The sequence below is a fragment of the Angustibacter peucedani genome (genome assembly GCF_054779595.1).
The window spans coordinates 1-20,117 of record NZ_BAAGXY010000060.1; the positions used below are offsets into that span (position 1 = coordinate 1).

General features: G+C 73.5%; 20 protein-coding genes. 4 read left to right on the top strand and 16 right to left on the bottom strand.

Annotation, left to right across the window (positions count from 1 at the left end; translation table 11 throughout):
* Nucleotides 1-166: 166 nt before the first annotated feature.
* The 14 genes from ACYVJ4_RS11895 to ACYVJ4_RS11960 all read right to left on the bottom strand — a co-directional run bounded on the left by ACYVJ4_RS11895 (nucleotide 167) and on the right by ACYVJ4_RS11960 (nucleotide 11,590).
* The gene (locus ACYVJ4_RS11895; RefSeq protein WP_460460342.1) at nucleotides 167-1,132 is read right to left on the bottom strand and encodes a transglycosylase SLT domain-containing protein; all 966 of its coding nucleotides are present in this window, start codon (nucleotides 1,130-1,132) and stop codon (nucleotides 167-169) included.
* Nucleotides 1,129-1,569, bottom strand: coding sequence for a flagellar FliJ family protein (locus ACYVJ4_RS11900; protein WP_460460343.1), 441 nt, complete (start codon nucleotides 1,567-1,569; stop codon nucleotides 1,129-1,131). The genes ACYVJ4_RS11895 and ACYVJ4_RS11900 overlap by 4 nt, the downstream gene beginning before the upstream one ends.
* Nucleotides 1,566-2,900: a FliI/YscN family ATPase gene (locus ACYVJ4_RS11905; RefSeq protein WP_460460376.1), complete on the bottom strand. Its 1,335-nt coding sequence runs from the start codon at nucleotides 2,898-2,900 to the stop codon at nucleotides 1,566-1,568. The genes ACYVJ4_RS11900 and ACYVJ4_RS11905 overlap by 4 nt, the downstream gene beginning before the upstream one ends.
* The gene (locus tag ACYVJ4_RS11910) at nucleotides 2,897-3,553 is read right to left on the bottom strand and encodes a FliH/SctL family protein (RefSeq protein WP_460460344.1); all 657 of its coding nucleotides are present in this window, start codon (nucleotides 3,551-3,553) and stop codon (nucleotides 2,897-2,899) included. Before ACYVJ4_RS11910 ends, ACYVJ4_RS11905 begins: the two co-directional genes overlap by 4 nt.
* The gene (gene fliG / locus ACYVJ4_RS11915) at nucleotides 3,537-4,571 is read right to left on the bottom strand and encodes a flagellar motor switch protein FliG (RefSeq protein ID WP_460460345.1); all 1,035 of its coding nucleotides are present in this window, start codon (nucleotides 4,569-4,571) and stop codon (nucleotides 3,537-3,539) included. Before fliG ends, ACYVJ4_RS11910 begins: the two co-directional genes overlap by 17 nt.
* Nucleotides 4,572-4,573: 2 nt before the next feature.
* Nucleotides 4,574-6,184: a flagellar basal-body MS-ring/collar protein FliF gene (fliF, locus tag ACYVJ4_RS11920; RefSeq protein WP_460460346.1), complete on the bottom strand. Its 1,611-nt coding sequence runs from the start codon at nucleotides 6,182-6,184 to the stop codon at nucleotides 4,574-4,576.
* A complete protein-coding gene (gene fliE / locus ACYVJ4_RS11925; protein WP_460460347.1) occupies nucleotides 6,184-6,501 on the bottom strand; it encodes a flagellar hook-basal body complex protein FliE in 318 nt (105 codons plus the stop codon). Before fliE ends, fliF begins: the two co-directional genes overlap by 1 nt.
* Nucleotides 6,501-6,896, bottom strand: a complete 396-nt coding sequence (locus ACYVJ4_RS11930) for a flagellar basal body rod protein FlgC (protein ID WP_460460348.1) — start codon at nucleotides 6,894-6,896, stop codon at nucleotides 6,501-6,503. The genes fliE and ACYVJ4_RS11930 overlap by 1 nt, the downstream gene beginning before the upstream one ends.
* A complete protein-coding gene (flgB, locus tag ACYVJ4_RS11935; RefSeq protein WP_460460349.1) occupies nucleotides 6,896-7,255 on the bottom strand; it encodes a flagellar basal body rod protein FlgB in 360 nt (119 codons plus the stop codon). Before flgB ends, ACYVJ4_RS11930 begins: the two co-directional genes overlap by 1 nt.
* Before the next feature lie 152 nt (nucleotides 7,256-7,407).
* Nucleotides 7,408-7,761 (bottom strand): hypothetical protein, encoded by a 354-nt coding sequence (locus ACYVJ4_RS11940; RefSeq protein ID WP_460460350.1) that lies wholly within the window; start codon nucleotides 7,759-7,761, stop codon nucleotides 7,408-7,410.
* Nucleotides 7,758-8,195, bottom strand: coding sequence for a flagellar export chaperone FliS (gene fliS / locus ACYVJ4_RS11945; RefSeq protein ID WP_460460351.1), 438 nt, complete (start codon nucleotides 8,193-8,195; stop codon nucleotides 7,758-7,760). Before fliS ends, ACYVJ4_RS11940 begins: the two co-directional genes overlap by 4 nt.
* A 4-nt stretch (nucleotides 8,196-8,199) precedes the next feature.
* Nucleotides 8,200-9,555 carry a flagellar filament capping protein FliD gene (gene fliD, locus ACYVJ4_RS11950; protein WP_460460352.1) on the bottom strand — a complete coding sequence of 452 codons (1,356 nt, stop codon included), beginning with the start codon at nucleotides 9,553-9,555 and terminating at the stop codon, nucleotides 8,200-8,202.
* A gap of 145 nt (nucleotides 9,556-9,700) precedes the next feature.
* On the bottom strand, nucleotides 9,701-10,558 hold the full coding sequence (locus ACYVJ4_RS11955) for a flagellin N-terminal helical domain-containing protein (RefSeq protein ID WP_460460353.1): 858 nt from the start codon (nucleotides 10,556-10,558) through the stop codon (nucleotides 9,701-9,703).
* A gap of 93 nt (nucleotides 10,559-10,651) precedes the next feature.
* Complete coding sequence (locus ACYVJ4_RS11960; protein ID WP_460460354.1) at nucleotides 10,652-11,590, bottom strand: sigma-70 family RNA polymerase sigma factor; 939 nt, start codon at nucleotides 11,588-11,590, stop codon at nucleotides 10,652-10,654.
* A 142-nt stretch (nucleotides 11,591-11,732) separates the two neighbouring features.
* Between ACYVJ4_RS11960 and flgN the strand changes: the two genes are divergently transcribed.
* From flgN to fliW, 4 genes are read left to right on the top strand one after another with little or no spacing between them, the layout of a single operon-like run.
* Nucleotides 11,733-12,218 carry a flagellar export chaperone FlgN gene (flgN, locus tag ACYVJ4_RS11965; RefSeq protein ID WP_460460355.1) on the top strand — a complete coding sequence of 162 codons (486 nt, stop codon included), beginning with the start codon at nucleotides 11,733-11,735 and terminating at the stop codon, nucleotides 12,216-12,218.
* A gap of 7 nt (nucleotides 12,219-12,225) precedes the next feature.
* The gene (gene flgK / locus ACYVJ4_RS11970; protein ID WP_460460356.1) at nucleotides 12,226-13,620 is read left to right on the top strand and encodes a flagellar hook-associated protein FlgK; all 1,395 of its coding nucleotides are present in this window, start codon (nucleotides 12,226-12,228) and stop codon (nucleotides 13,618-13,620) included.
* A 5-nt stretch (nucleotides 13,621-13,625) separates the two neighbouring features.
* A complete protein-coding gene (flgL, locus tag ACYVJ4_RS11975; protein WP_460460357.1) occupies nucleotides 13,626-14,507 on the top strand; it encodes a flagellar hook-associated protein FlgL in 882 nt (293 codons plus the stop codon).
* The gene (gene fliW / locus ACYVJ4_RS11980) at nucleotides 14,504-14,923 is read left to right on the top strand and encodes a flagellar assembly protein FliW (RefSeq protein ID WP_460460358.1); all 420 of its coding nucleotides are present in this window, start codon (nucleotides 14,504-14,506) and stop codon (nucleotides 14,921-14,923) included. Before flgL ends, fliW begins: the two co-directional genes overlap by 4 nt.
* Nucleotides 14,924-15,114: 191 nt before the next feature.
* Here the strand turns inward: fliW and ACYVJ4_RS11985 are convergent, their stop codons facing one another.
* Together ACYVJ4_RS11985 and ACYVJ4_RS11990 are read right to left on the bottom strand one after the other, a co-directional pair.
* The gene (locus ACYVJ4_RS11985) at nucleotides 15,115-17,982 is read right to left on the bottom strand and encodes a CDP-glycerol glycerophosphotransferase family protein (protein ID WP_460460359.1); all 2,868 of its coding nucleotides are present in this window, start codon (nucleotides 17,980-17,982) and stop codon (nucleotides 15,115-15,117) included.
* The gene (locus ACYVJ4_RS11990; RefSeq protein WP_460460360.1) at nucleotides 17,979-20,078 is read right to left on the bottom strand and encodes a tetratricopeptide repeat-containing glycosyltransferase family 2 protein; all 2,100 of its coding nucleotides are present in this window, start codon (nucleotides 20,076-20,078) and stop codon (nucleotides 17,979-17,981) included. The genes ACYVJ4_RS11985 and ACYVJ4_RS11990 overlap by 4 nt, the downstream gene beginning before the upstream one ends.
* Nucleotides 20,079-20,117 lie beyond the last annotated feature (39 nt).

Below are 20,117 nucleotides of genomic sequence, written 5' to 3' on the forward strand. Positions count from 1 at the left end.
GACGGCGCGGCCGGGCGGGCTGCGTCGTGCAGGGCGGCCGCGAACCGGGCGCCGCGCAGCTCGCGAGCCACCTGCCCCGGGCCGCGCTCGACGAGGTCGCCCGGCGTGACCGAGTGCTCGGCGCCGGCCGCGGCCGGCGCGGTCGAGGGACCGTTGACCGAGGTCATCACGACACCCCCATGTTCGCGAGCACGCGGCGCACGTACGCCTGGGTCTCGCCGTACGGCGGAACCCCGTCGTACTTGCGCACGGCACCCGGGCCGGCGTTGTAGGCGGCGATCGCGAGCTTCAGCGAGCCGAACGTGCTGAGGTTCTGGCGCAGCAGGCGGGCGGCGCCGTCGACGGCCTGCGCCGGGTCGAGCGGGTCCACGCCGAGCTCGCGGGCGGTGCCGGGCATGATCTGCATCAGGCCCTTCGCACCCGCGGCGCTGGTGGCGTCCGCGTCGAAGCCCGACTCCGCCTGCGCCACGGCCTTGAGCAGTCCCTGCGGCAGCCCGTACTTCTGGGTCGCCGCCGTGAACAGCGCGTCGTAGCGCGACGAGCGAGAGGTGTTCTCGCGCAACGCCGACGGGCGGGCGACACCGAGCGCGTCGGTCGAGCTGACGCCCAGCTGGCCGTCACCGGCGCTCACGACGCGGCGGATGCGCGTCGGCGTCTCGTACACGTCGGCGATCTTCACGCGGTCGCCGGTCTTGGGGGCGTGCAGCATCTTGCCGTCGCCGACGTAGATCCCGATGTGGTGGTCGCCGAAGACGAGCAGGTCGCCGGGGCGGGCGTCGTCCATCGAGGGCACGGCCGTGCCGACGTCCTTCTGCTCCGACACCGTGCGCGGCAGGTCGACGCCGAGGTCCTTGAACACGCGCTGCACCAGGCCGGAGCAGTCCAGCCCGGTCTTGGGGTCGGTGCCGCCCCAGCGGTAGGGGATGCCGAGGTACTGCTTCGCGTCGGCGACGACCGCGTCGCCGTCGACGGCCCCGCCGGTCGTCGAGCCGGTCGCGGACGACGCGTCGCCCGTGGCCGCGGCCAGGGTCGACGCGAACGTCGTGCCGGACGTCGAGGCGAACCGGGTCTGCAGGCCAGCGATGGTGGAGCGGATCTCGTCGATCCGCGACATGACGGCGAGGTCGGTCACGACAGCCCTCCGTCGTCGCGCGTGCGGACGGCGTGACGGGCGCCGGCCAGGTCGTCGCTGAGCGCCTGCTCGGCGCGGGCGCGCTCCTCCTGGCGCAGCAGGCGGTCGCGCTCGGCCAGCCGCTCGACGGCCCGGGCGCGCATGCGCGCCTTGAGCCAGTCGCTGCGGGCCTCGTCCAGGCCGTCGGCCATGAGCGCCCGCGTCGCGATGGCGTCGTTGACCGAGGCCGCGAGCGCGGCCCGGCTGGCGACCTGGGCCAGGAAGATGGGGGCCGACGCGCTCTGCACCGCGCCGGCGGAGGCCAGGCTGGCCTGCCGGTGCTGCACCGCGACCGAGGCCGCGCTGAGCCGCGACTGGGCCTGGCCCAGCTCGCGCCGGGCCTGCTCCTCCTGCACCGTGCGGGCGCGCAGCAGGCCGCTGAGCTTGAACTTGCTCATGCGCGCGCCCCCGCGTCCTTCAGGGCCGCGACGAGCGCACCGAGGTGGCCCCATGCGACGTGCTGGCTGACGACGTCCTCGATCGGCTGGCGCAGGAACGCGTTGACGGCGTCCCAGTGCACGAGCGCGGCGTCGACGTCCGGGTCGGCCCCGGGCGCGTACGCACCGACCTCGATCAGCTCGCGGGCGTCGCGGTGGGCGGCGAGCACGCGGCGCAGCACCGTGGCGTCGGCGCGCTGCTCGGGGGTGGTGACGGCGCCGACGACGCGCGACACCGACTCCAGCACGTCGATCGACGGGAAGTGGCCGGCGGTGGCCAGGCGGCGGGACAGCGTGATGTGGCCGTCGAGGATCGAGCGCGCGGCGTCGGCGATGGGCTCGTTGTGGTCGTCGCCGTCCACCAGCACCGTGTAGATGCCGGTGATGGTGCCCACGGCGGCCGGGCCGGCGCGCTCGAGCAGGCGCGGCAGCAGCGCGAAGGTCGAGGGCGGGTACCCGCGGGTGGCCGGGGGCTCGCCGTTCGACAGCCCGATCTCGCGCTGCGCCATGGCGACGCGGGTCAGGCTGTCCATCATCAGCAGGACGTCGAGCCCGCCGTCGCGGAACCACTCGGCGATGCGCGTGGCGACGAAGGCGGCGCGCAGCCGGGTCACGGCGGGCGCGTCGGACGTCGCGACGACGACCACCGAGCGGGCCAGGCCAGCCTCTCCGAGGTCGCCCTCGACGAACTCGCGCACCTCGCGACCGCGCTCGCCCACCAGGGCGAGCACCGAGATCGAGGCGCTCGTGCCGCGGGCGATCATCGACAGCAGGCTGGACTTGCCGACGCCCGAGCCGGCGAAGATGCCGAGGCGCTGCCCGCGGCCGGCGGGCACGAGGGTGTCGAGCGCCCGCACGCCGAGCGAGACCGGCGCGTCGACGCGCTGGCGCAGCAGCGCCTGCGGCGCGGTGTTCTGGACGCCGACCAGCTGGCCGGCGAGAGCGGGACCGCCGTCGGCCGGGCGGCCGATGCCGTCGACGACGCGACCGAGCAGGTCCTCCCCCACCCGGATCCGCAGGCCCTCGCCGCTGCCGACGACCGGGTCGCCGGACCGCAGCCCGTCGACCTCGCCGAGCGGCATGCAGCGCAGCGCGTCGCGGGTGACGCCGACGACCTCGGCCGGGACGCCGTCCAGGCCGGTGGTCGAGGCGAGCAGCAGCAGGTCGCCGACCGCGGCGTCCACGCCGACGACCTCGACGACCAGGCCGACCACGGCGCTGATCCGCCCGACCCGCTGCGGGCGGGCGAGGCGGACGGCGGCGTCGAGGCGCTCGGCGAGCTGGGCGGTCACAACGACCACGCCCCCGACCGGACGACCTCGAGCGCGCGGGCGAGCGCGGCCTCGACCCGGCCGTCGACGACCGAGCCGCCCTGGTCGGCGACGGCGTCGCCACGGCGCAGCGAGGCATCGGCGACGAGGCGCACCTCGTGGCCCTCGAAGGCGGCGCCGGACGAGGCCAGGGTGGCCGCGTCGACGCCCATGACGTCGAGCACCTGGGCGTGGTCGGCCGGGCTGAGGCGCACCGTGACGCGGGCGTCGGTCGGCAGCGGCCGCAGCACGCGGCGCAGCGTCGCGAGCGCGGCGTCGTCCAGCACGGTGAGCTCCGCGTCGACGATGGCGCGCGCGAGCGCGACCGCGGCCTCGAGGACGACGTCCCCGACCTGGTCGAGCACGGGCGCGGTCGCCAGCACGAGCTGGCGGGCCGCGGCGTCCAGGCCCGAGAGCGCGCTCTCGACCTCGGAACGGGCGGCTGCCGCCTGCGTCTGGTGGTCGCGCACGATGGCCTGCTGCACGGCCTCGGCCCGGGCGAGCGCGGCGCGCTGCCCGGTCGAGAGCCCCTCGGCGTAACCGAGAGCGCGAGCGGCCTGGCGCTGCTGCGGGATGTCGGCGGGCAGGCCGGCGGACAGCGGCGCGAAGCGGCGCGTGTCAGTCGACGAACTCATCGTCACCCCCGCGCCGCAACATGATCTGGCCGCTCTCCTCGAGCGAGCGGATGACCTGGACGATCTTGGCGCGGGCCTCCTCGACGGCCGAGACGCGCGTCGGGCCGAGCAGCTCGATCTCCTCGAGCAGGTTCTCGCGGGCGCGCTCGGAGACGTTGCCGAGCACCTTCTCCTTGACGACCTCGGTCGTGCCCTTGAGGGCGACGGCGAGGTCGCCGGTCTCGACCTGGCGCAGCACGAGCTGGACGCCGCGGTCCTCGAGGGTGGTGATGTCCTCGAACACGAACAGCTTGGCGCGCACGGCCTCGGCGAGCGCGGGGTCGCGGCTCTCCAGGCTCTCGAGGATGATCCGCTCGGTGGCCGGGTCGGCGCGGTTGATGAGGTCGACCAGCGGCTGGACGCCGCCGACGGCCGCGGCGTTGCGGCCCGGCTGCAGCACGGTCGAGGTCTGGCGCTCGAGCACCTCGGCGACGACGCGGACCATCTCCTGGTTGGTGCGCTCCATGGTGCCGATGCGGTGCGCGACCTCGGCCTGCTGCTCGGGCGGCAGGCCGGACAGGATGACGGATGACTGGTCGAGCTGCAGGTGCGCCAGGACGACGGCCACGACCTGCGGGTGCTCGCCGGACAGGAAGCCCACCAGGGTGCGGGGGTCCGCGTCGGCGAGGAACGCGAACGCGTCGGTCGCGTGCGCCTTGGCCAGCCGGTCGATGACGGCCGAGGCGCGCTCGACGCCGAACGACGCGGCCAGCAGGTCGTGGGCGACCTCGACGCCGCCGCCGGTGCCGGCGCCGCCGGTGCCGATCGACTCGGCGAACTCGCGCAGCACGGCCTCGACGACCTCGGGCTGGACCGAGCGCAGGCGCACGATCTCGGTCGCGACCTCCTCGATCTCGGCCTCGCGCATCTGCGACAGGATCGGGGCGGACCGCTCGCGGCCCAGCTGCATGAGGATCACGGCGGCCTTCTGCGGGCCGGTCAGGCCCTGGGTCGCCAGCTCGGTGGTGGTGGTCGCCATCATCAGCCCCGGCGGTCCGCGAGCCAGCCGCGGAGCAGCTCGGCGACCTCGTCGGGCTGGCGCTCGACCAGGGCGAGGACGTCGTCCTTGCGGCGGTTCGGACCGGACGACGGCGCGTCGGCGGACTCCAGCGCGGGCTGGCCGCCGGCCCCGTCGAGGGCGCGACGCTGCTGCGGCAGCGGCAGGGCCGCGGTCGCCTGCTGCTCGACCAGGTCGAGGCGGACGAGCTCGTCGGACGCGCGCTGGCCCTTCTTCTTCTTGCGCGACAGCCAGAACAGCAGGAGCACGATGCCGCCCAGCAGGTACATCGCGCCCTTCTTGCCGTACTCGATCATCTGGCCGCGCTGCGCCGCCGCGTCGGCCTTCTTCAGCTCGGCCGCCGCGGTGGTGGCGGTCGAGGTGTCGAACGGCAGGCTGGTGACGTTCAGCTGGTCGCCGCGCGTGGTGTCGATGCCGGCGGCGGTGCTGATGGCGGACTCGAGCTTGGTGAGGTCGACGCCGGTCGCCTTGGTGTCGACGACGACCGAGACCGACTGGCGCACCACGGCTCCGGGCGCTGCCTGCTTCTTCTCGGTCACCTTCGACTGCGCGTTGTTCGTCGTGGTGGTGGTCTTGGTGTAGTCGCCCGAGCCGCTCGAAGAGCCGCTCGGCACCGCGATGTTGTCGGTGCCGAGGACGCCGCTGGCCGTGCCGCCGCTGCCACCGGCGTACTTCTCGGTGGTCTTGCTCTCGGCGACCGGCTTGGCCTGCGGGTCGGTGTAGACGCGCTCGGTGGTGGTGTCGATGGTGTCGAACTGCAGCTGCGCGTTGACCTGCGCGACCGCGCGGCCGGGGCCGACGATCTTGTCGAGGACGGCCTGCAGCTGCCCCGCCTCGCGGCTCTCGTAGTCCGCGGTCATCTGGTCGTTGCTGTCGCCACCGGCACCGCCGGAGGACGACGACGTGCCCTTGGTCGAGAGCAGCTGACCCTTGCCGTCGACGACGGTGACGTCGTCCGCGCTCATGCCCTCGATGCTCGAGGCCACGAGGTGCACGACGCTCTGCACCTGCTGCGGCGTCAGCTCGCTGCCCGGCTTCATGCCGACGAGCACCGACGCGCTCGGCTTGCTGGCGTCGTCCAGGAAGACGTCCTTGGCCGGGATGGCCAGGTGGACGACCGAGCTGCTCACGCCGTCGATGGCGTCGATGGTCTTGGCGATCTCGCCCTCGAGGGCGCGCTGGTAGGTCACCTGCTGCTGGAACTGCGAGGCGGTGACGCCCTGCTGGTCGAGCAGCGAGTAGCCGCCGTCGGACGACGAGGGCAGGCCCTGGCCCGAGAGCTTGACCCGCTCGGCGTAGACGACGTCCTTCGGCACGAGCACGGTCGCCCCGCCGTCGGTCAGCTGGTACTTCACGCCGTCGGCGTCCAGCTTGTCGACGATGGCGCCGGCGTCCGAGCCCGCGAGGTTGCTGAAGAGCGGCGTGTACGACGGCGCGCTCGCCCAGCGGAAGACGACGAAGCCGCCGATGGCCAGGCCGACGAGCAGCAGGGCCCCGATGACCTTCTGCCCGGAGGTGAAGGTGGCGAGCTGCGCCTTGGCGCGCAGCATCGTCTGGTTCATGGCGCGCGGCATCAGCCCTGCATCCTCATGATCTCGTTGAACGCCTCGAGGGCCTTGTTGCGCAGCGTCACGGTGAGCTCGGTGGTGAGCTCGGCCTGGGTCGCCGCGATCATGTAGTCGTGCACGTCGCTGAGGTCACCGGTGGCCGCCTTGACCGCGAGGTCGTCGGCCTTGGCCTGGGTGTCCTGGACGTTCTGCAGGCCGCCCTGGAGCGCCTGCGCGAAGTCGGTGCCGGAGGCCGCGCCGGTGCCGGTCGCACCGCTCGCGGCGGTGCTGGGCAGCGTGGCGGCGGAAACCACGGAGGTGGCGCCGATGGCGGGGATGCTCATCAGCTGCGTCCGAGCTGCAGCGCGGCCTGGTAGGCGTCCTTCGCCCGGTCCACGACGCTGAGGTTCGCCTGGTAGCCGCGCTGGGCCATGATCAGCTGGCCCATCTGCTGGCCGAGGTCGATGTCGGGGTAGCGGACGTAGCCCTGCTCGTCGGCGAGCGGGTGCGTCGGGTCGTAGACCATGCGGCCCTCGGCGCTGCCGAGCTCGACGCCGCCGACCTGCACGCCCTGCTCGCCCGGCATGGCTGTGGCCACGACGTTCTTCTGCTGGTACGCCGCCTCCGACGTCCGCGAGACGTTGTTCATGTTCGCGATGTTGTCGCTGACCGCGTCGAGCCACTTGCGGTAGACGGCGACCCCGGACTGCGCGATCCCGAGTGCGGCGAAGATGGGCATCAGCTGCTCCTCATCGAGGTGCGCAGCACGCTGAAGTCGTGGTCGACCGCGCGCAGCGTCAGCTGGTAGCGCAGGTTGGTGTCGACGCTGCTCAGGGTCTCGGTGTCGAGGTTGACGTTGTTGCCGTCGAGCCGCGTGGGCTCGAGGGACGTCTGGGTGGTGGGCTCGACCTCGCCGACGGCGCCCGACTCGATCGAGCCGTTCTGCAGCGCGTCGCGCAGGGAGTCCTCGAAGCTCACGCGCTGGGCGTGGTAGCCGGGGGTCTGGACGTTGGCGATGTTGTCGGCGATCACCCGCTGCCGGGCGGCCAGGCCGTCGAGCGCGCTGCTCAGCGCCACGCTCGTCACGTCGTTGAACACAGAACACACCACCAGACGCAGATGCCGAAGCAAGCGGGTGGCCGTTCCGTGGCCGGGGGTGAGCGTTCCGTGCTCCCTAGTTCTCTCGTCCGCCAGCGGTGGGACTTGAGCCTTGGGGGGCAACCGTTTTCGCCGGTGCCGCTGTTGATCTTCTAGAAGGCGGCGTCGACGAACAGCGGCCGGCTGGTCGCGTCGTCCGGGCGCATGCGGCGCTGCACCTCGAGGTGCTGGCGCGAGCGGACGGCGGCGTGCGCGACGTCCTCCATGACCCGCAGCTGGCGGGCCAGCACGAGCTGCGCGCGCTCGCGCAGCGACTCGGGCAGCGGCCCCACCACGGGCGGGGTCCACGAGCCGGTCGGCTCGACGAGCTCGCCGCGACCGTCGTGCAGCGAGGCGAGCATCCGCTCGACCGAGTCGACGTCGAGCTCGAGCGCGGTGAGGGCGTCCTCCCACGCGACCCGCCAGGCGGCCTCGTCGGACGCCGGCACCGGGGTGACGGGCGTCATCCGGTGAGCCCCATGGCGGGCACGCCGGTGGCGGTGCCCGCGCTGGCCGCGGCCGCCGTCCACGCCTCGCGCAGCGGCTCGACGACCTCGAGGCAGCCGGCGGTGAGCGCGGCGTCCATGCGCACGTTGGCGCGGGTCAGCTCGGCGAGCAGCCAGGTGTAGAGGCGGGACAGGTCCGTCGCGCCGGCCCAGGCGTCGACGTCCAGGCTCGACAGGAGCTCGGCGACGATGTCCTGCGCGTGGGCGAGGTTCAGGTGCGCGGCCTCGCGGTGGCCGTCGAGCTGGGCCTGGTGGGCGCGCTGCAGGTCGAGCGAGAGCCGGTCGTACAGCAGGACGAGCAGGCGCTGCGGGCTCGCGGTCTGCACGGCGTCGTCGCCGTAGCGGGTCGCGGCGCGCGCGTACGCGTTCGGCTGGGAGGGCAGGAAGGTCGTCATCGCGTCATCCCAGGGACGAGATCTGTCCGTTGAGCCAGGTGGCCTGGCTCTGCATCTTGCTGAGCGCCGTCTCCAGCGACGAGTACTGGCGCTGCAGCGCCTTCTTGCTCGCGGAGAGCCGGTCGTCCCAGTCGGAGATGCGCTTGGTGAGGTCGTTGATCGTCGAGGTGCGGCCCTGGATCGACAGCGCGATCGAGCCGGTGCTGCTGCTCGCACCCTTGGCCAGCGCGGCCACGCTCACGCCGACGCCGGTGGCGCTGGCGGCGGTGGAGGCGAACATCGCCTGGGTGCCGGCCGGGTCCTTGCTCATCGCGTCGGCGAACTTCGTGGAGTTGAACGACACGGTGCCGTCGCGCGAGGTGGTGATGCCCAGCGTCGAGAGCGACTTGCCGCCGACGCCGTGGGTGATCGAGTTCAGCAGGTTGGTCGTGAGGGTGCGCATGCTGCCCTCGCCCGCCAGCGCGCCGACGCCGGCGCGGCCGCCGCCCGCGGTGACGGTGCCGGTCGAGGACTGCGACTTGATGCTCGACAGCGCGGCGTTCATCGCGTCGACGAAGCCCTGGACGGCGGAGGTGACGGCGGCGGTGTCCTGCGTGGTCTGCACGGTGACGCCGTCCGCCAGGCCCCCGAGCTTGACGGTCAGGCCGGGCATCAGGCCCTCGACGGTGTTGCTGCCCGAGGTCACGTCGTAGCCCGCGCCGACGTCCCCGACGTGCACGAGCGCGTCCTTGGCCGCGGTCGCGGTGTCGAAGGACAGGCCGCCGAGCGCCGCTCCCCCGGAGCCGGTGACGCTGAAGTCGTTGGCGGTGCCGGTGGTCTTGGACGTCAGCTGCAGCCGGTAGGTGCCGGGCGAGACCTGCACGGCCGCGGCGGTGACGCCGGCGGTGGTGCTCGAGTTGATCGCGCGGACGACGTCGGCGAGCGAGCTGCCGTTCGGCGTGACCGTGGCGCGCAGCGAACCGTCGGCGCCGTGGATCTCCAGCGGGGTGTCGGTGATCGCACCGGCCGCGGTGGTCGAGGTGTACGTCTGGCTGCTGATCGAGGCCTTGGCGGCCGCGAGCGCCTTGACGCTGAAGGTGAGGGAGCCGCTCAGCGCGCCCGAGGTGGCGGTGGCGGTCACGGCCGTCGACGAGGACGACGCGGCGACCGAGCCCCACGTGGCGGCCTTGCCGAGCTTGTCGGCGGCGGTCTGCAGGCTGGCCATCTTGGTGTTCACGGCCTGGAAGGCGGTGATCTCGGCCTGGGTGCTGCTGAGGCTGGACTTCAGGCGGTCCTGGGGAGCCGCCTGCAGCTGCATGAGCTGGTTGATGATCGTGGTGGTGTCGAGCCCGCTGACGAGTCCGTCGACCGTGGTCGCCATCTCGCACCTCGCCCTCTACCGGCTCACCCGGCGGTGCCGGGACTGGACTTCCCGGTGCCACCCGTCGGGGGCGGGCCCTGGGGCCCGCCCCCGTTGGGGTGCACTGGGTCTTGCGGGTGTTGCGGTGTTGCTGCCGTGCTCGGTCTTACTGCAGGAGGCGGAGCACCGACTGCTGCGACGAGTTCGCCTGGGCGAGCATCGCGGTGCCGGCCTGCTGCAGGATCTGGGCCCGGGTGAACTTGCTCATCTCGGACGCCATGTCGGTGTCGCGGATCTGGCTCTCCGACGCGGACAGGTTCTCCACCGCGACGTTGAGGTTGTTGATCGTGTGCTCGAAGCGGTTCTGAGCAGCACCCAGCGACGCACGGGTGGTCGAGACGGACTTGATGGCCGAGTCGATCGCCGTGATGGCCGCGTTGGCCAGCGACACGTTCTGGGAGACCGTGTTCGAGGCCTTGGACAGCGCGACACCGGCGGTGAGGCCGAGGCCGGCGGCGTCCAGACCAGCGGTGCCGTTGGTGATGGAGACGGAGATCGTCTCGTTCACGTTGGCGCCGACCTGGAACAGGCCCGAGAACGAGCCGTCGAGCAGCTTCTGCGAGCCGAACTTGGTGGTGTCGGCGATGCGCGTGAGCTCGGACTTCAGCGCGTTGAACTCGGTGTTGGCCGCGTCCTGCGCGTCGGTGTCCTGCGAGCCGCCGTTCGAGGCCTGCACCGCGAGGTCGCGCATGCGCTGCAGGATCGAGGTGGTCTCGTTCAGGGCGCCGTCAGCGGTCTGCACGACGTTGACGCCGTCCTGGGCGTTGCGGACGGCGACCTTGAGGCCACCGATCTGCGAGCGCAGGCCCTCGGAGATCGAGAGGCCGGCAGCGTCGTCCGCCGCGCGGTTGATGCGGAAGCCGCTCGAGAGCTTCTCCAGCGACTTGCTCATCTGGCTGTCGGTGACCGACAGGTTGCGGTACGCGTTGAGCGCCGCGATGTTCTGGTTGATGCGAAGACCCATGATGTGCTCCTCCGTGATGGGGTCCGATGGCGCCCTTCCGTGGGCTGCCACCCGACTCATCGGACGGGCGGCGGGCGGGCTGAGGGTTTTTCGTTAGGCCGTCAGGGTGATGTCGCGGCGCGGGACGACGGGCTCCTGGCCGGCCGTCTCCAACGAGCGCTGCGCGGGCAGGGCCGGGGCAGCGGCGTAGGCCGCCACCTGGGCGTAGTACGCGCTGCGCCGACGGGCCACGACGCCGTCCGGGCGCTCGGGCGCCGGCAGCTGCGCGGGGTCGAGGTGCGCGTTCATGCCGTCCTTGAGCAGCGCGAGCGCCTCGGCCCGCAGCTGCGAGACCCGCGACTCGGTCACGCCGAGCTGGGCGGCGATCTCGGCCATGGGCCGCTCGCCGAGGAAGTACTGCTCCACCACGACGCGCAGCCGCTCGGGCAGCGCCTTGACGGCGGCGGTCAGGTACTTCATGCGCTCGGCCTGCACGACGTACTGGCCGGCGTCCAGCTGGTGGGCGCCCGGGTCGACGTGGTCGTCGACCGAGCCGCTCGCCTCGACCAGCTGGTCGAGGCTGACGACGACGCTGCGGTGCAGGTCGGTGCGAGAGCTGCGGACGGAGGCGAGCTCGACGTCCATCTCCTGGGCCAGCTCGACGTCGGTGGGCCAGCGGCCGAGCTCGCTGGAGAGCCGGTCCTCGGCCTGCGCGAGCTGGCGGCCCTTGCTGCGGACGCCGCGGCTGGCCCAGTCGGCCGCGCGCAGCTCGTCGACGAGCGCGCCGCGGATGCGGGTGCGGGCGTAGTGGCCGAACGGCACGCCCGTGGTGGGGTCGTACGCGCGCGCAGCCTTGACCAGCGCGAGCTGACCGGCCGAGACCAGGTCGTCGCGCTGCACGTGCGACGGGACCCGGCCGAGGACCTCGGCCACCAGGTACCCGACGACGGGCAGGTGCGATCGCACCAGGTCGCGTCCGGCCTCGTCGAGAGGCGCGTCGGGTCCGCCGGAGTCCAGCGCAGGCCGGAAGGCGGGCTCGTGGGTGGGCTGCATGAGACCTGTCTCGGCGCGAACCGGGCGCACCTGAAGCACCGACGTGGACCGACCTGACGACGTGGGCGCGGTTCTTCTCAGGTCGTCCCCGCGGGTGCCGATGGGACGTCAACGGAGAAGGTCTCCGGCTGGAGGTAGTCCGATGGGCTTTGCCGAGGTGTCCACCGTGCTGTGGACCGAGCGCGAGCTGCTCGAGCTGCTGCTGTTCAAGCTCGAGGAGGAGCAGCTCGTCCTGGCGAGCGGTCGCACGCGCTGGTTGGCGCACGCGACCCGCGAGGTCGAGATGGTCATCGAGCAGATCCGCGGCGCCGAGCTGTCGCGCGCCGTCGCCGTCGACGACCTGGCCGGCGAGCTCGGCCTGCCGTCCGGCCCGAGCCTGACCGCGCTCGCCGACGCGGCGCCCGCGCCGTGGGACGAGATGCTGCGCGACCACCGCCAGGCGTTCCTGCAGCTGACCGACGAGATCAGCGACATGTCGCGCTCGAACCGCGAGCTGCTGGGCACCGCCGCCCGCGCCAGCCGCGAGGCCCTCATGGGCGTCGAGGGCCACGCCGCGCAGACCTACACGCCGAACGGCGCCAAGACCCGCCCGCTGCACGCCACGCGCGTCATCGACCGGGCGCTGTGAGGTCACGATGAGCAGCACCTTCTCGGGGCTCAGCACGGCGCTGAACGCGCTGATGTCGCAGCGCGCCGCGCTGACCCTGACCGGCCAGAACATCGCCAACGCGAACACCCCGGGCTACACGCGCCAGCGCGCCGAGCTCGCCGCGGTCGTGACGCCGACGCAGGCCGGGATGATGTCGTCCTCGCTCATCACCCAGAACGGCGGCGGGGTCACCGTCAGCTCGATCCGCCGGCTCGCCGACGCCTTCGTCGACGCCCGCCAGCGCGAGGCGCACTCGCAGGCCTCCTACTCGACGGCGACGTCCGCCGCGCTCGACCAGGTCGAGCAGGTGCTGGGCGAGCCGTCCGACACCGGGCTCTCCTCGCAGCTGCAGGAGTTCTGGGGCGCCTGGCAGGGCGTCGCGAACACCCCCGACAGCGTGCCGGCCCGCCAGGCCCTGCTGAGCAAGGCCGCCACGGTCGTGGGCACGATCCAGCGCGGCCGCGCCGCGCTGGACTCGGCGTACGGCGACACGCGGGCCCAGCTCGACGCGCTGGTCACCCAGGTCAACACCACCGCCAAGGGCGTGGCCGACCTCAACGACAAGATCCGCATCGCCACCGCGAGCGGCAACCCGCCCAACGAGCTCATGGACCAGCGCGACCAGCTCGTGCTGCAGCTGTCCGAGCTGGTGGGCGCCAAGAGCTCGCCGAACAGCGACGGCAGCGTCAGCGTCAGCGTGAACGGCGTCGGCATCGTCTCGACCACCCGCGCGGCCACCTTGTCGGCCAGCGGCGGTGCGTCGATCGACAGCAGCACCAGCACCCCGCTGCAGCTGACCTGGTCGACCGGTGCGGCCGCGACCTTCACGGCCGGCCAGGTCGGCGGTGTCGTCGACGTCCTGCGCCAGGTCTACCCCGAGGCGGCCGACGGCTACGACCAGGTCGCCGCCGCGCTGGCCAGCTCGGTGAACGCCGTGCACGCCACCGGCCAGGACCTCGACGGCACCGCGACCGGCGACTTCTTCGTCGGCACCACCGCCAAGTCCTTGGGGCTGGCCTTCACCGACCCCCGCAAGGTCGGCGCCGCCGCCCAGACCGGCACCGCCTCCTACGACGGCTCGGTGGCCGACAAGCTCGGCCAGCTCGCGACGTCCGCCACCGGCGCCGACGTGCGCTGGAGCGCGTTCGTCGCCGCGACCGGTGTCGCCTCGGCGTCGGCGCAGACCCAGCTGGCCGTGCAGACCTCGATCAGCCAGCAGTCCGACGCCAGCCGCGCGTCGTCGTCCGGCGTCAGCCTGGACGAGGAGATGTCCAACATGCTCATGTACCAGCGCGCCTACGAGGGCGCCGCCCGCGTGATGACGGCCGTCGACGAGATGCTCGACACCCTCATCAACCGCGTCGGGACCGTCGGAAGGTGACCGGGATGCGCATCACCCAGGGCTCGATCGCGGCCAGCAGCCTGGCCAACCTGCAGGCCAGCCTGGCCCGCGGCGCCAAGCTGCAGGAGCAGCTCACGAGCGGCAAGACGATCAACCGTCCCTCGGACTCCCCCACCGGCACCGTCTCGGCGCTGTCGCTGCGCGGCCAGATCGCCGCCAACGAGCAGTACTCGAAGAACGCGGCCGACGGCAAGGCGTGGCTCGGCACCGTCGACTCGACGCTGCAGGACGTCAACGCCCGGCTGCAGCAGGTGCGCGACCTCGCGCTCTCGGCCAGCTCGACCGGCAACATGGACGGCCCCGCGCGCGAGGCCCTCGCCACCCAGGTGACCAGCCTGCGCGGCGAGCTGATGGGGCTGGCCAACACCTCGAACGCCGGTCGGCCGCTGTTCGGCGGGACGACGTCCGGCACCACCGCCTTCGACCCCACGACGTACGCGTACGTCGGCGACTCGGGCCAGGTCACCCGCCGTCTGGACGCCGCCACCACCATCGAGGTCGGCGCCGACGGTCAGGCGGTCTTCGGGGCCGGCTCGAGCTCGGTCTTCGCCCTGCTGGACAGCATCGCGTCCAACGCGGTGAACGACCCGGCCGCCCTGGCCTCGGACATCTCGGCGCTGGACGGCAGGATGAGCAGCGTGCTGCAGACCCTGACCGACGTCGGCGTGCGCTACAACCGCGTCGACACCGCCCAGACCACCGCGGACGACCGCGCCCTCTCGCTCGGCACGACGCTGTCCGGCGTGCAGGACATCGACCTGCCCAAGACCATCTTGGACATGCAGCTGCAGCAGACCTCCTACCAGGCCGCCCTGCAGGCCACCGCCAAGGTGCTGCAGCCTTCTCTCATGGACTTCCTGCGATGAGCCACGACGTGACCGACACCGCGACCGACACCGACCTGCCCGTCATCGAGTTCGTCGACGCCGTGCCGGGCCTTCCCGGCATGTCGCGGTGCGTGCTCGTCCAGCTCGACGAGGGCGGCGCGCTGTACCGGCTGCGCTCGGTCGTCGACCCGGACCTGCAGCTCGTGGTCGCGGCGCCGTCGGTGTTCTTCGACGAGTACTCCCCCGAGATCGACGAGGACACCGCCGCGAGCATCGGGCTCACCGACGTCTCGGACGCCCTGCTGCTCGTCGTGGTCACCCTCGGCCAGACGCTGCCCGAGTCGACCGCCAACCTGCTGGCGCCGATCGTCGTCAACACGGCGACCCGGCGCGGGGTGCAGGTGCTGCAGGCCGGTGGCGAGCACTCGCTGCACGAGCCGCTCGTCGCCGCCTGACCCTGCGGCCACCACGCCCGTCGGCGGGCCTTTGCTCCCCGGGAACCGGCTCTCGGAGTGCCGGAACCGGCTCTGGCGGCGCAAACCGGCCCTCAGGGCGCAAGCGGCAGGGGCTTTCCCTCGCCGATGCCGCTGCCGGACGCCGCCCAGCGGCCCGGGTGAGGGAGACCGGCTCTGGTGAGGGAAAGACGTCAGGCGAAGACGGCCTCGACGACGCGCTGCGCCGCCTTGCCGTCGTCCCACGGCGCGAAGGTCTGCACGAAGCTGCGGTAGCGGTCGGCCTGCTGCGGCGACCACGCGTCGACGGTGGCCAGCGCCTCGGTGACGCGGTGCGCGTCGAGCAGCACCGGTCCGGGGACGACCTCCTCCATGCGGAAGTAGTGCCCGCGCCGCTGCGTGCGGTACCGCTCGAGGTCCGGCGTGAAGAAGACCATCGGCCGGCCGGTGATCGCGAAGTCGAAGAAGCACGACGAGTAGTCGGTGACCAGGACGTCGGCCGCAGCCAGCAGGTCGGCCATGTCGGGGTAGGCGCTCACGTCGACGACGCCGGCGCCGCCGAGCGCGGCGGCCGAGCCCGCCACGAACCGGTGCGCGCGCACCCAGCAGACCGTGCCCTCGCCGAGCACCGAGCGGATGCCGGCCCAGTCGAGCGTCGGCTGGCCGTGCAGGGTCGCCCCGCCGGCGACGTCCAGGACGTTCTCGTCCCGCCAGGTCGGCGCATACAGGACGACGCGCTGCCCGTCGCGCACGCCGAGACGCTCGCGGACGGCGGCCCGCGTCTCGTCGCGGCGCGCCGGGTCGGCGAGGACGTCGTTGCGCGGGTACCCGGTCTCGAGCAGCTCGCCCTCGACGTGGAAACCGCGGCGCAGCACCGTGCTGGTGAGGTCGTTCGGCGAGACCACGTGGGTCCACTGCCGGGCCTGGTGGTCGAGGTCGCGCAGCGTCGCGTCCGACCGCGGCGAGATCTCGTGCAGGTCGAAGCGCAGCTTCTTCAACGGCGTCCCGTGCCAGGTCTGCAGCACCGACTGCCCCGGTCGGCGCACGAGCGCGGCGGGCGTGGCGTCGTTGTCGACGACCCAGCGGGCGCGCGCCAGCAGGTCGACGTGCTCGGCCGAGCCCTGCAGCACCGGCTCGCAGCCCTCGGGCACCGGCGCGCCAGGGGTGGCGACGACCCAGTGCCGGCGCGCCTGGTGGCCGACCCGCTGCAGCTCGCGCGCGATGGCCAGCGGGTTGTCGGTCATGGAGCGGCCGTGGAAGGCGGTCAGCAGGACGGCGTCCAGCGGCGGGCGCGACCGGGCCGTCGAGACGGACGTCGCGTCGGGCGCCGGCATCGCGATCAGCCCGGTGGGGACGGCGGGCAGCTCGGCCGGGGCCACGTCCGCGTCCTCCACGGGAGCCGCCACGGCCAGGTCGGCCAGCAACGAGCGCACCAGGTCGTCGACCACGCGGCGGGCGGAACCGCCGTCCAGGAACGGGAACGCGCGCGCGACCGCGGCCCGGCGCTCGTCGGCCGAGGCGTCGGTGCCGGCGCGCACCTGGTCGAGGAAGCGCCCGACGTCCGGCCAGGACTCGGCCCGGTCGGCGGCGTCGAGGTAGCCGCCCTCGGCGCTCGGCCCGGGCCCGTCGGCGCGGTGCAGGTAGAGCAGCGGCCGGCCGGTGACGAGGAACTCCGAGGCCAGCGAGCTCAGGTCGCTGACCATGGCGTCGGCCACGCCCAGCGCGTCGCGGTAGTCGGGGGTCTCGTCGAGGACGAGGTTCGGGATCGCGAGCACGGCCGCGCGCAGCTCGCGCTCGAGGTGCCCCAGCCCGCCGCGGCGCAGCTCGGAGAAGAGCCGGAAGTGCGGCCGGACGACGAGCACGAGGTCGTCGTGGTCCTGGGCGTAGGCGACGACCTGGCGCAGGTAGCGCGGGAAGGTCGACCAGCCGCCGGGCGCGGTGCGGAAGTGCGGGTTCCAGACCACCACCGGGCGACCTGCAGCCAGCTCGAGCCAGGCCGCGGCGTTCGGCGAGGGCTCGGCGCCGGCACCGGCGCGGGCCGCTCGCACGATCGCGTCGTGCTTGGGGTTGCCGAGCACCCGCACCGGGTCGTCGCCCGCGGCGCAGTGCTGCGCGTAGAGCTCGCGCTGCGTGCTGTTGGGCAGGTAGTAGCGCCAGGCGAGCCGGTGCAGCGGCTGGTCCCAGAGCAGCGCGTCCATGAACTGGCCGCTGATCGCGTTGTTGCCGTAGGGCAGGCCGACCATGCGCACCCCGCGGCGCGCGAAGTCCTCGACCCGCAGCTGCCACGGTCGCATCTCGTCGTACGGGTTCTCGAGCACGACCGCGTCGACGTCGTCCATGCCCTGGATCAGCCAGGTCTCCGGACGCGGGTCGAAACCGTTCTCGCGCAAGAACTCCTGCGTGCTCCCCGACCGGCGGTCGACGACGCTCTCGAGCGCGACCGGCACGAAGTCGACGTCGTCGCGCGCGGCGAGCTCGCGGTAGACGTCCTCGACGGCGGCCCAGTAGCTGACGTGCTGGAACAGACCGACGACGGTCGGACGACGCCGTCCCTGCGCGACCTGGACGGCGGAGGTGACGTCGCGCCGGGCCAGGGCCTCGAGCGCCGTGACCCGCGCCAGGCGCGCGGCGGCCCGACCCCCGGCGACCGGATCAGCCTGTGCCGCAACGGGTGCAGCCTCGTGGACGACGGGAGCCGGCGGCTCGGCGGCGGCCCAGACCGTCTGCGCCGCAGCGGTCAGCAGCGCCACCGCGCGGGCGGCGGCCGGGACGTCGGCCTCGGCCCGCACCGTGACGGCGGCGGGCTCGGCAGTGGCCTCGGCGGTGCCGACGAGCAGCACCTCGGGCAGCTCGGACGGCTGGTCGACGGCGCCCAGGCACCAGCCCAGCACGACCTCGGCCTGCTCCTGCGTCGGCTCGTCCGACCCCGAGACGTGCAGGACGACGTCCACCGGGTCGGCCGCCGAGAACAGCTGGACGGCGGCGCTGACCACCGCGCGGGCGCCGTCGCTGGCGAGGTCGGCGACCTCGACGACGACGCGCACGCGCTCCGGGGCTGTCATCGACCTGCGCCCGCAGGCGCCGTCGCCTCGACCGCGAGCCCGGGGGCGTAGGTGGCCAGGGCGGCGAGCAGGTCGGCGGTCTGGTCGTCGGGCAGGTTCGCCGCGACGTCGTCGAAGGCCACCAGCGCGTCGCGCTCGGCGAGCACGTCGCCGAGCACGGCGAGGGCGAGGCAGCGCTCGGCCGCGGGCCGCTCGACGTCGTAGCCGATGGCACGCAACGGGCAGAGCTCGACGGCCCCGGCCTCGCGCACCCGCAGCGACCACTTGAGCACGCCCTCCATGGGCAGCCGGGCCGCGACGACGGCGCCGGCGACGAGCACGCTGCCCTGCGGGTCGGCCTGCCAGGCGGCGTCGAGCCACTGGTCGGCCGCGCCCGGCGGGAGCTGCACGGCGTCACGCAGCGAGCGGGCGAGGAACTGCGGGCCGCCGACGGCGACGAGCTCGCCGAGCGGCTGGCCGGCGTTGACGGCGGTCTGCACCAGCGCGGCCAGCGGGACGAGCTCCTGACGGCGGGCGAGCAGGTCGGTGTACAGCGCGAGCGCCTGCTCGTGCTCGCCCTGCCGCGACAGCACCGACGCGCGCGGGCCGACGAGCTCGTCGGCGTCGAACGGCACGCCCCACGGGTCGACGCCGTCGGTCGTGGCGGCGGCCTCGAGCTCGAGCAGCGCGCCGTCCAGGTCGCCGTGGTGCAGCAGCAGGCGGGCGCGGGCGACGGCCTGCGCGCCCTCGGTCTCGCCGTACCGGCGGGCGACGTCGAGCCACTGGTCGTAGGTGCCGAGCCGGCCCAGCTGCAGCGCGGTGATCAGGGCGACGCGCGAGCCGAGCACCATCTCGGAGGTGTTGCCGGCCAGGTCGAGCATGCCGTCGAGCACCTCCAGGCCCTCGTCGGGGCGGCCGGCGCTCACCAGGGCGCGGCCGAGGTTGGCGCGGGCTCGGGCGACGTCCTCGTCCGAGCTGGTCGCGTCGAGCCCGTCGAGCTGGGTCCGGGCGATGGCGAGGTTGCGGGTGCGCTTGTCCTTCGTGGCCATCCGGTCGCTCTGGTAGCCGGAGTGCAGCAGCCGCACGGGCGCGGGGACGGCGGACATGACGAGCGTGTCCAGCCCGTCGACCGGCACCAGCGTCTCGTGCAGCGCGCCCTCCCAGCGGGCGCGCTCGCGGCGGAACACGCGCACCGGGCGGTGCTCGTCGCCGTCGTCCGCGGCCGACCAGGACGTCGACAGCACCGGGACGAGCACCAGGTCGTGGCGCTCGCCGACCAGCCGCTGGCGCAGCGCGCCCGGCACGGTCTGCAGCACCTCGTCGGCGTCCAGCGAGAACACCCACTCGGTGGTGACGTGGTCGAGCAGCCGGTTGCGCGCGGCGGCGAAGTCGTCGTCCCAGTGCCCCTCGACGACCCGGGCGCCGTGGGCGCGCGCCAGCTCGACGGTGCCGTCGGTGCTGCCCGTGTCGTAGACCACGACCTCGTCGACCTCGGGGCGGACGGCGTCCAGGCAGGCCGCGAGCACCTCCTCCTCGTCCTTGACGATGAGGGCGGCGGTCACGGTCACGGGGCGGTCGGGGTCGACGTCCGCGCGGCCGGACGACGCGGCGGTCGAGGCGGTGGAGACGGTGGAGACGGTGGAGACGGTGGAGATGGTGCGCAGCGAGCGCTTCGGCGCGACGGCGGCCGCGGGAAGGGTGATGCCGGCGACGTCCGGGAGCACGACCTCCTGGGCCTGGGTGGTGCGCACGCGGTCGCCGAAGACCAGCACGCGGGGCTCGGGCGTGCCGAGCAGGCCCACGCAGAACGGGGTCGGTGAGACGGCGCGCTCGAGCCCGTCGAGCCAGTCGCCCCTGACCGTGACGTCGGAGGTCAGGACGACGACCGTGACCGGCCGCACCGCCTCGGCCTCGACGACGTCCGAGAACGACCCGCCGCGGGGCACGCGCACCAGCCGGACGCGGCGCGCGACCTGCGGCGGCAGCTTGCCGCTGCCCGTCGAGACGGCCACGACGGCCACCGAGGGGTCGACCGAGCGGATGACCGACGTCAGGCAGGCGAGGAACTGCTGCGGCGTGGTCACGTCCGTGACGAGCACCGTGCGCTGTGCGGGCATGGCATCCTTCGGGTCGTGGGGGCGGCGAGGGTGCCGTTC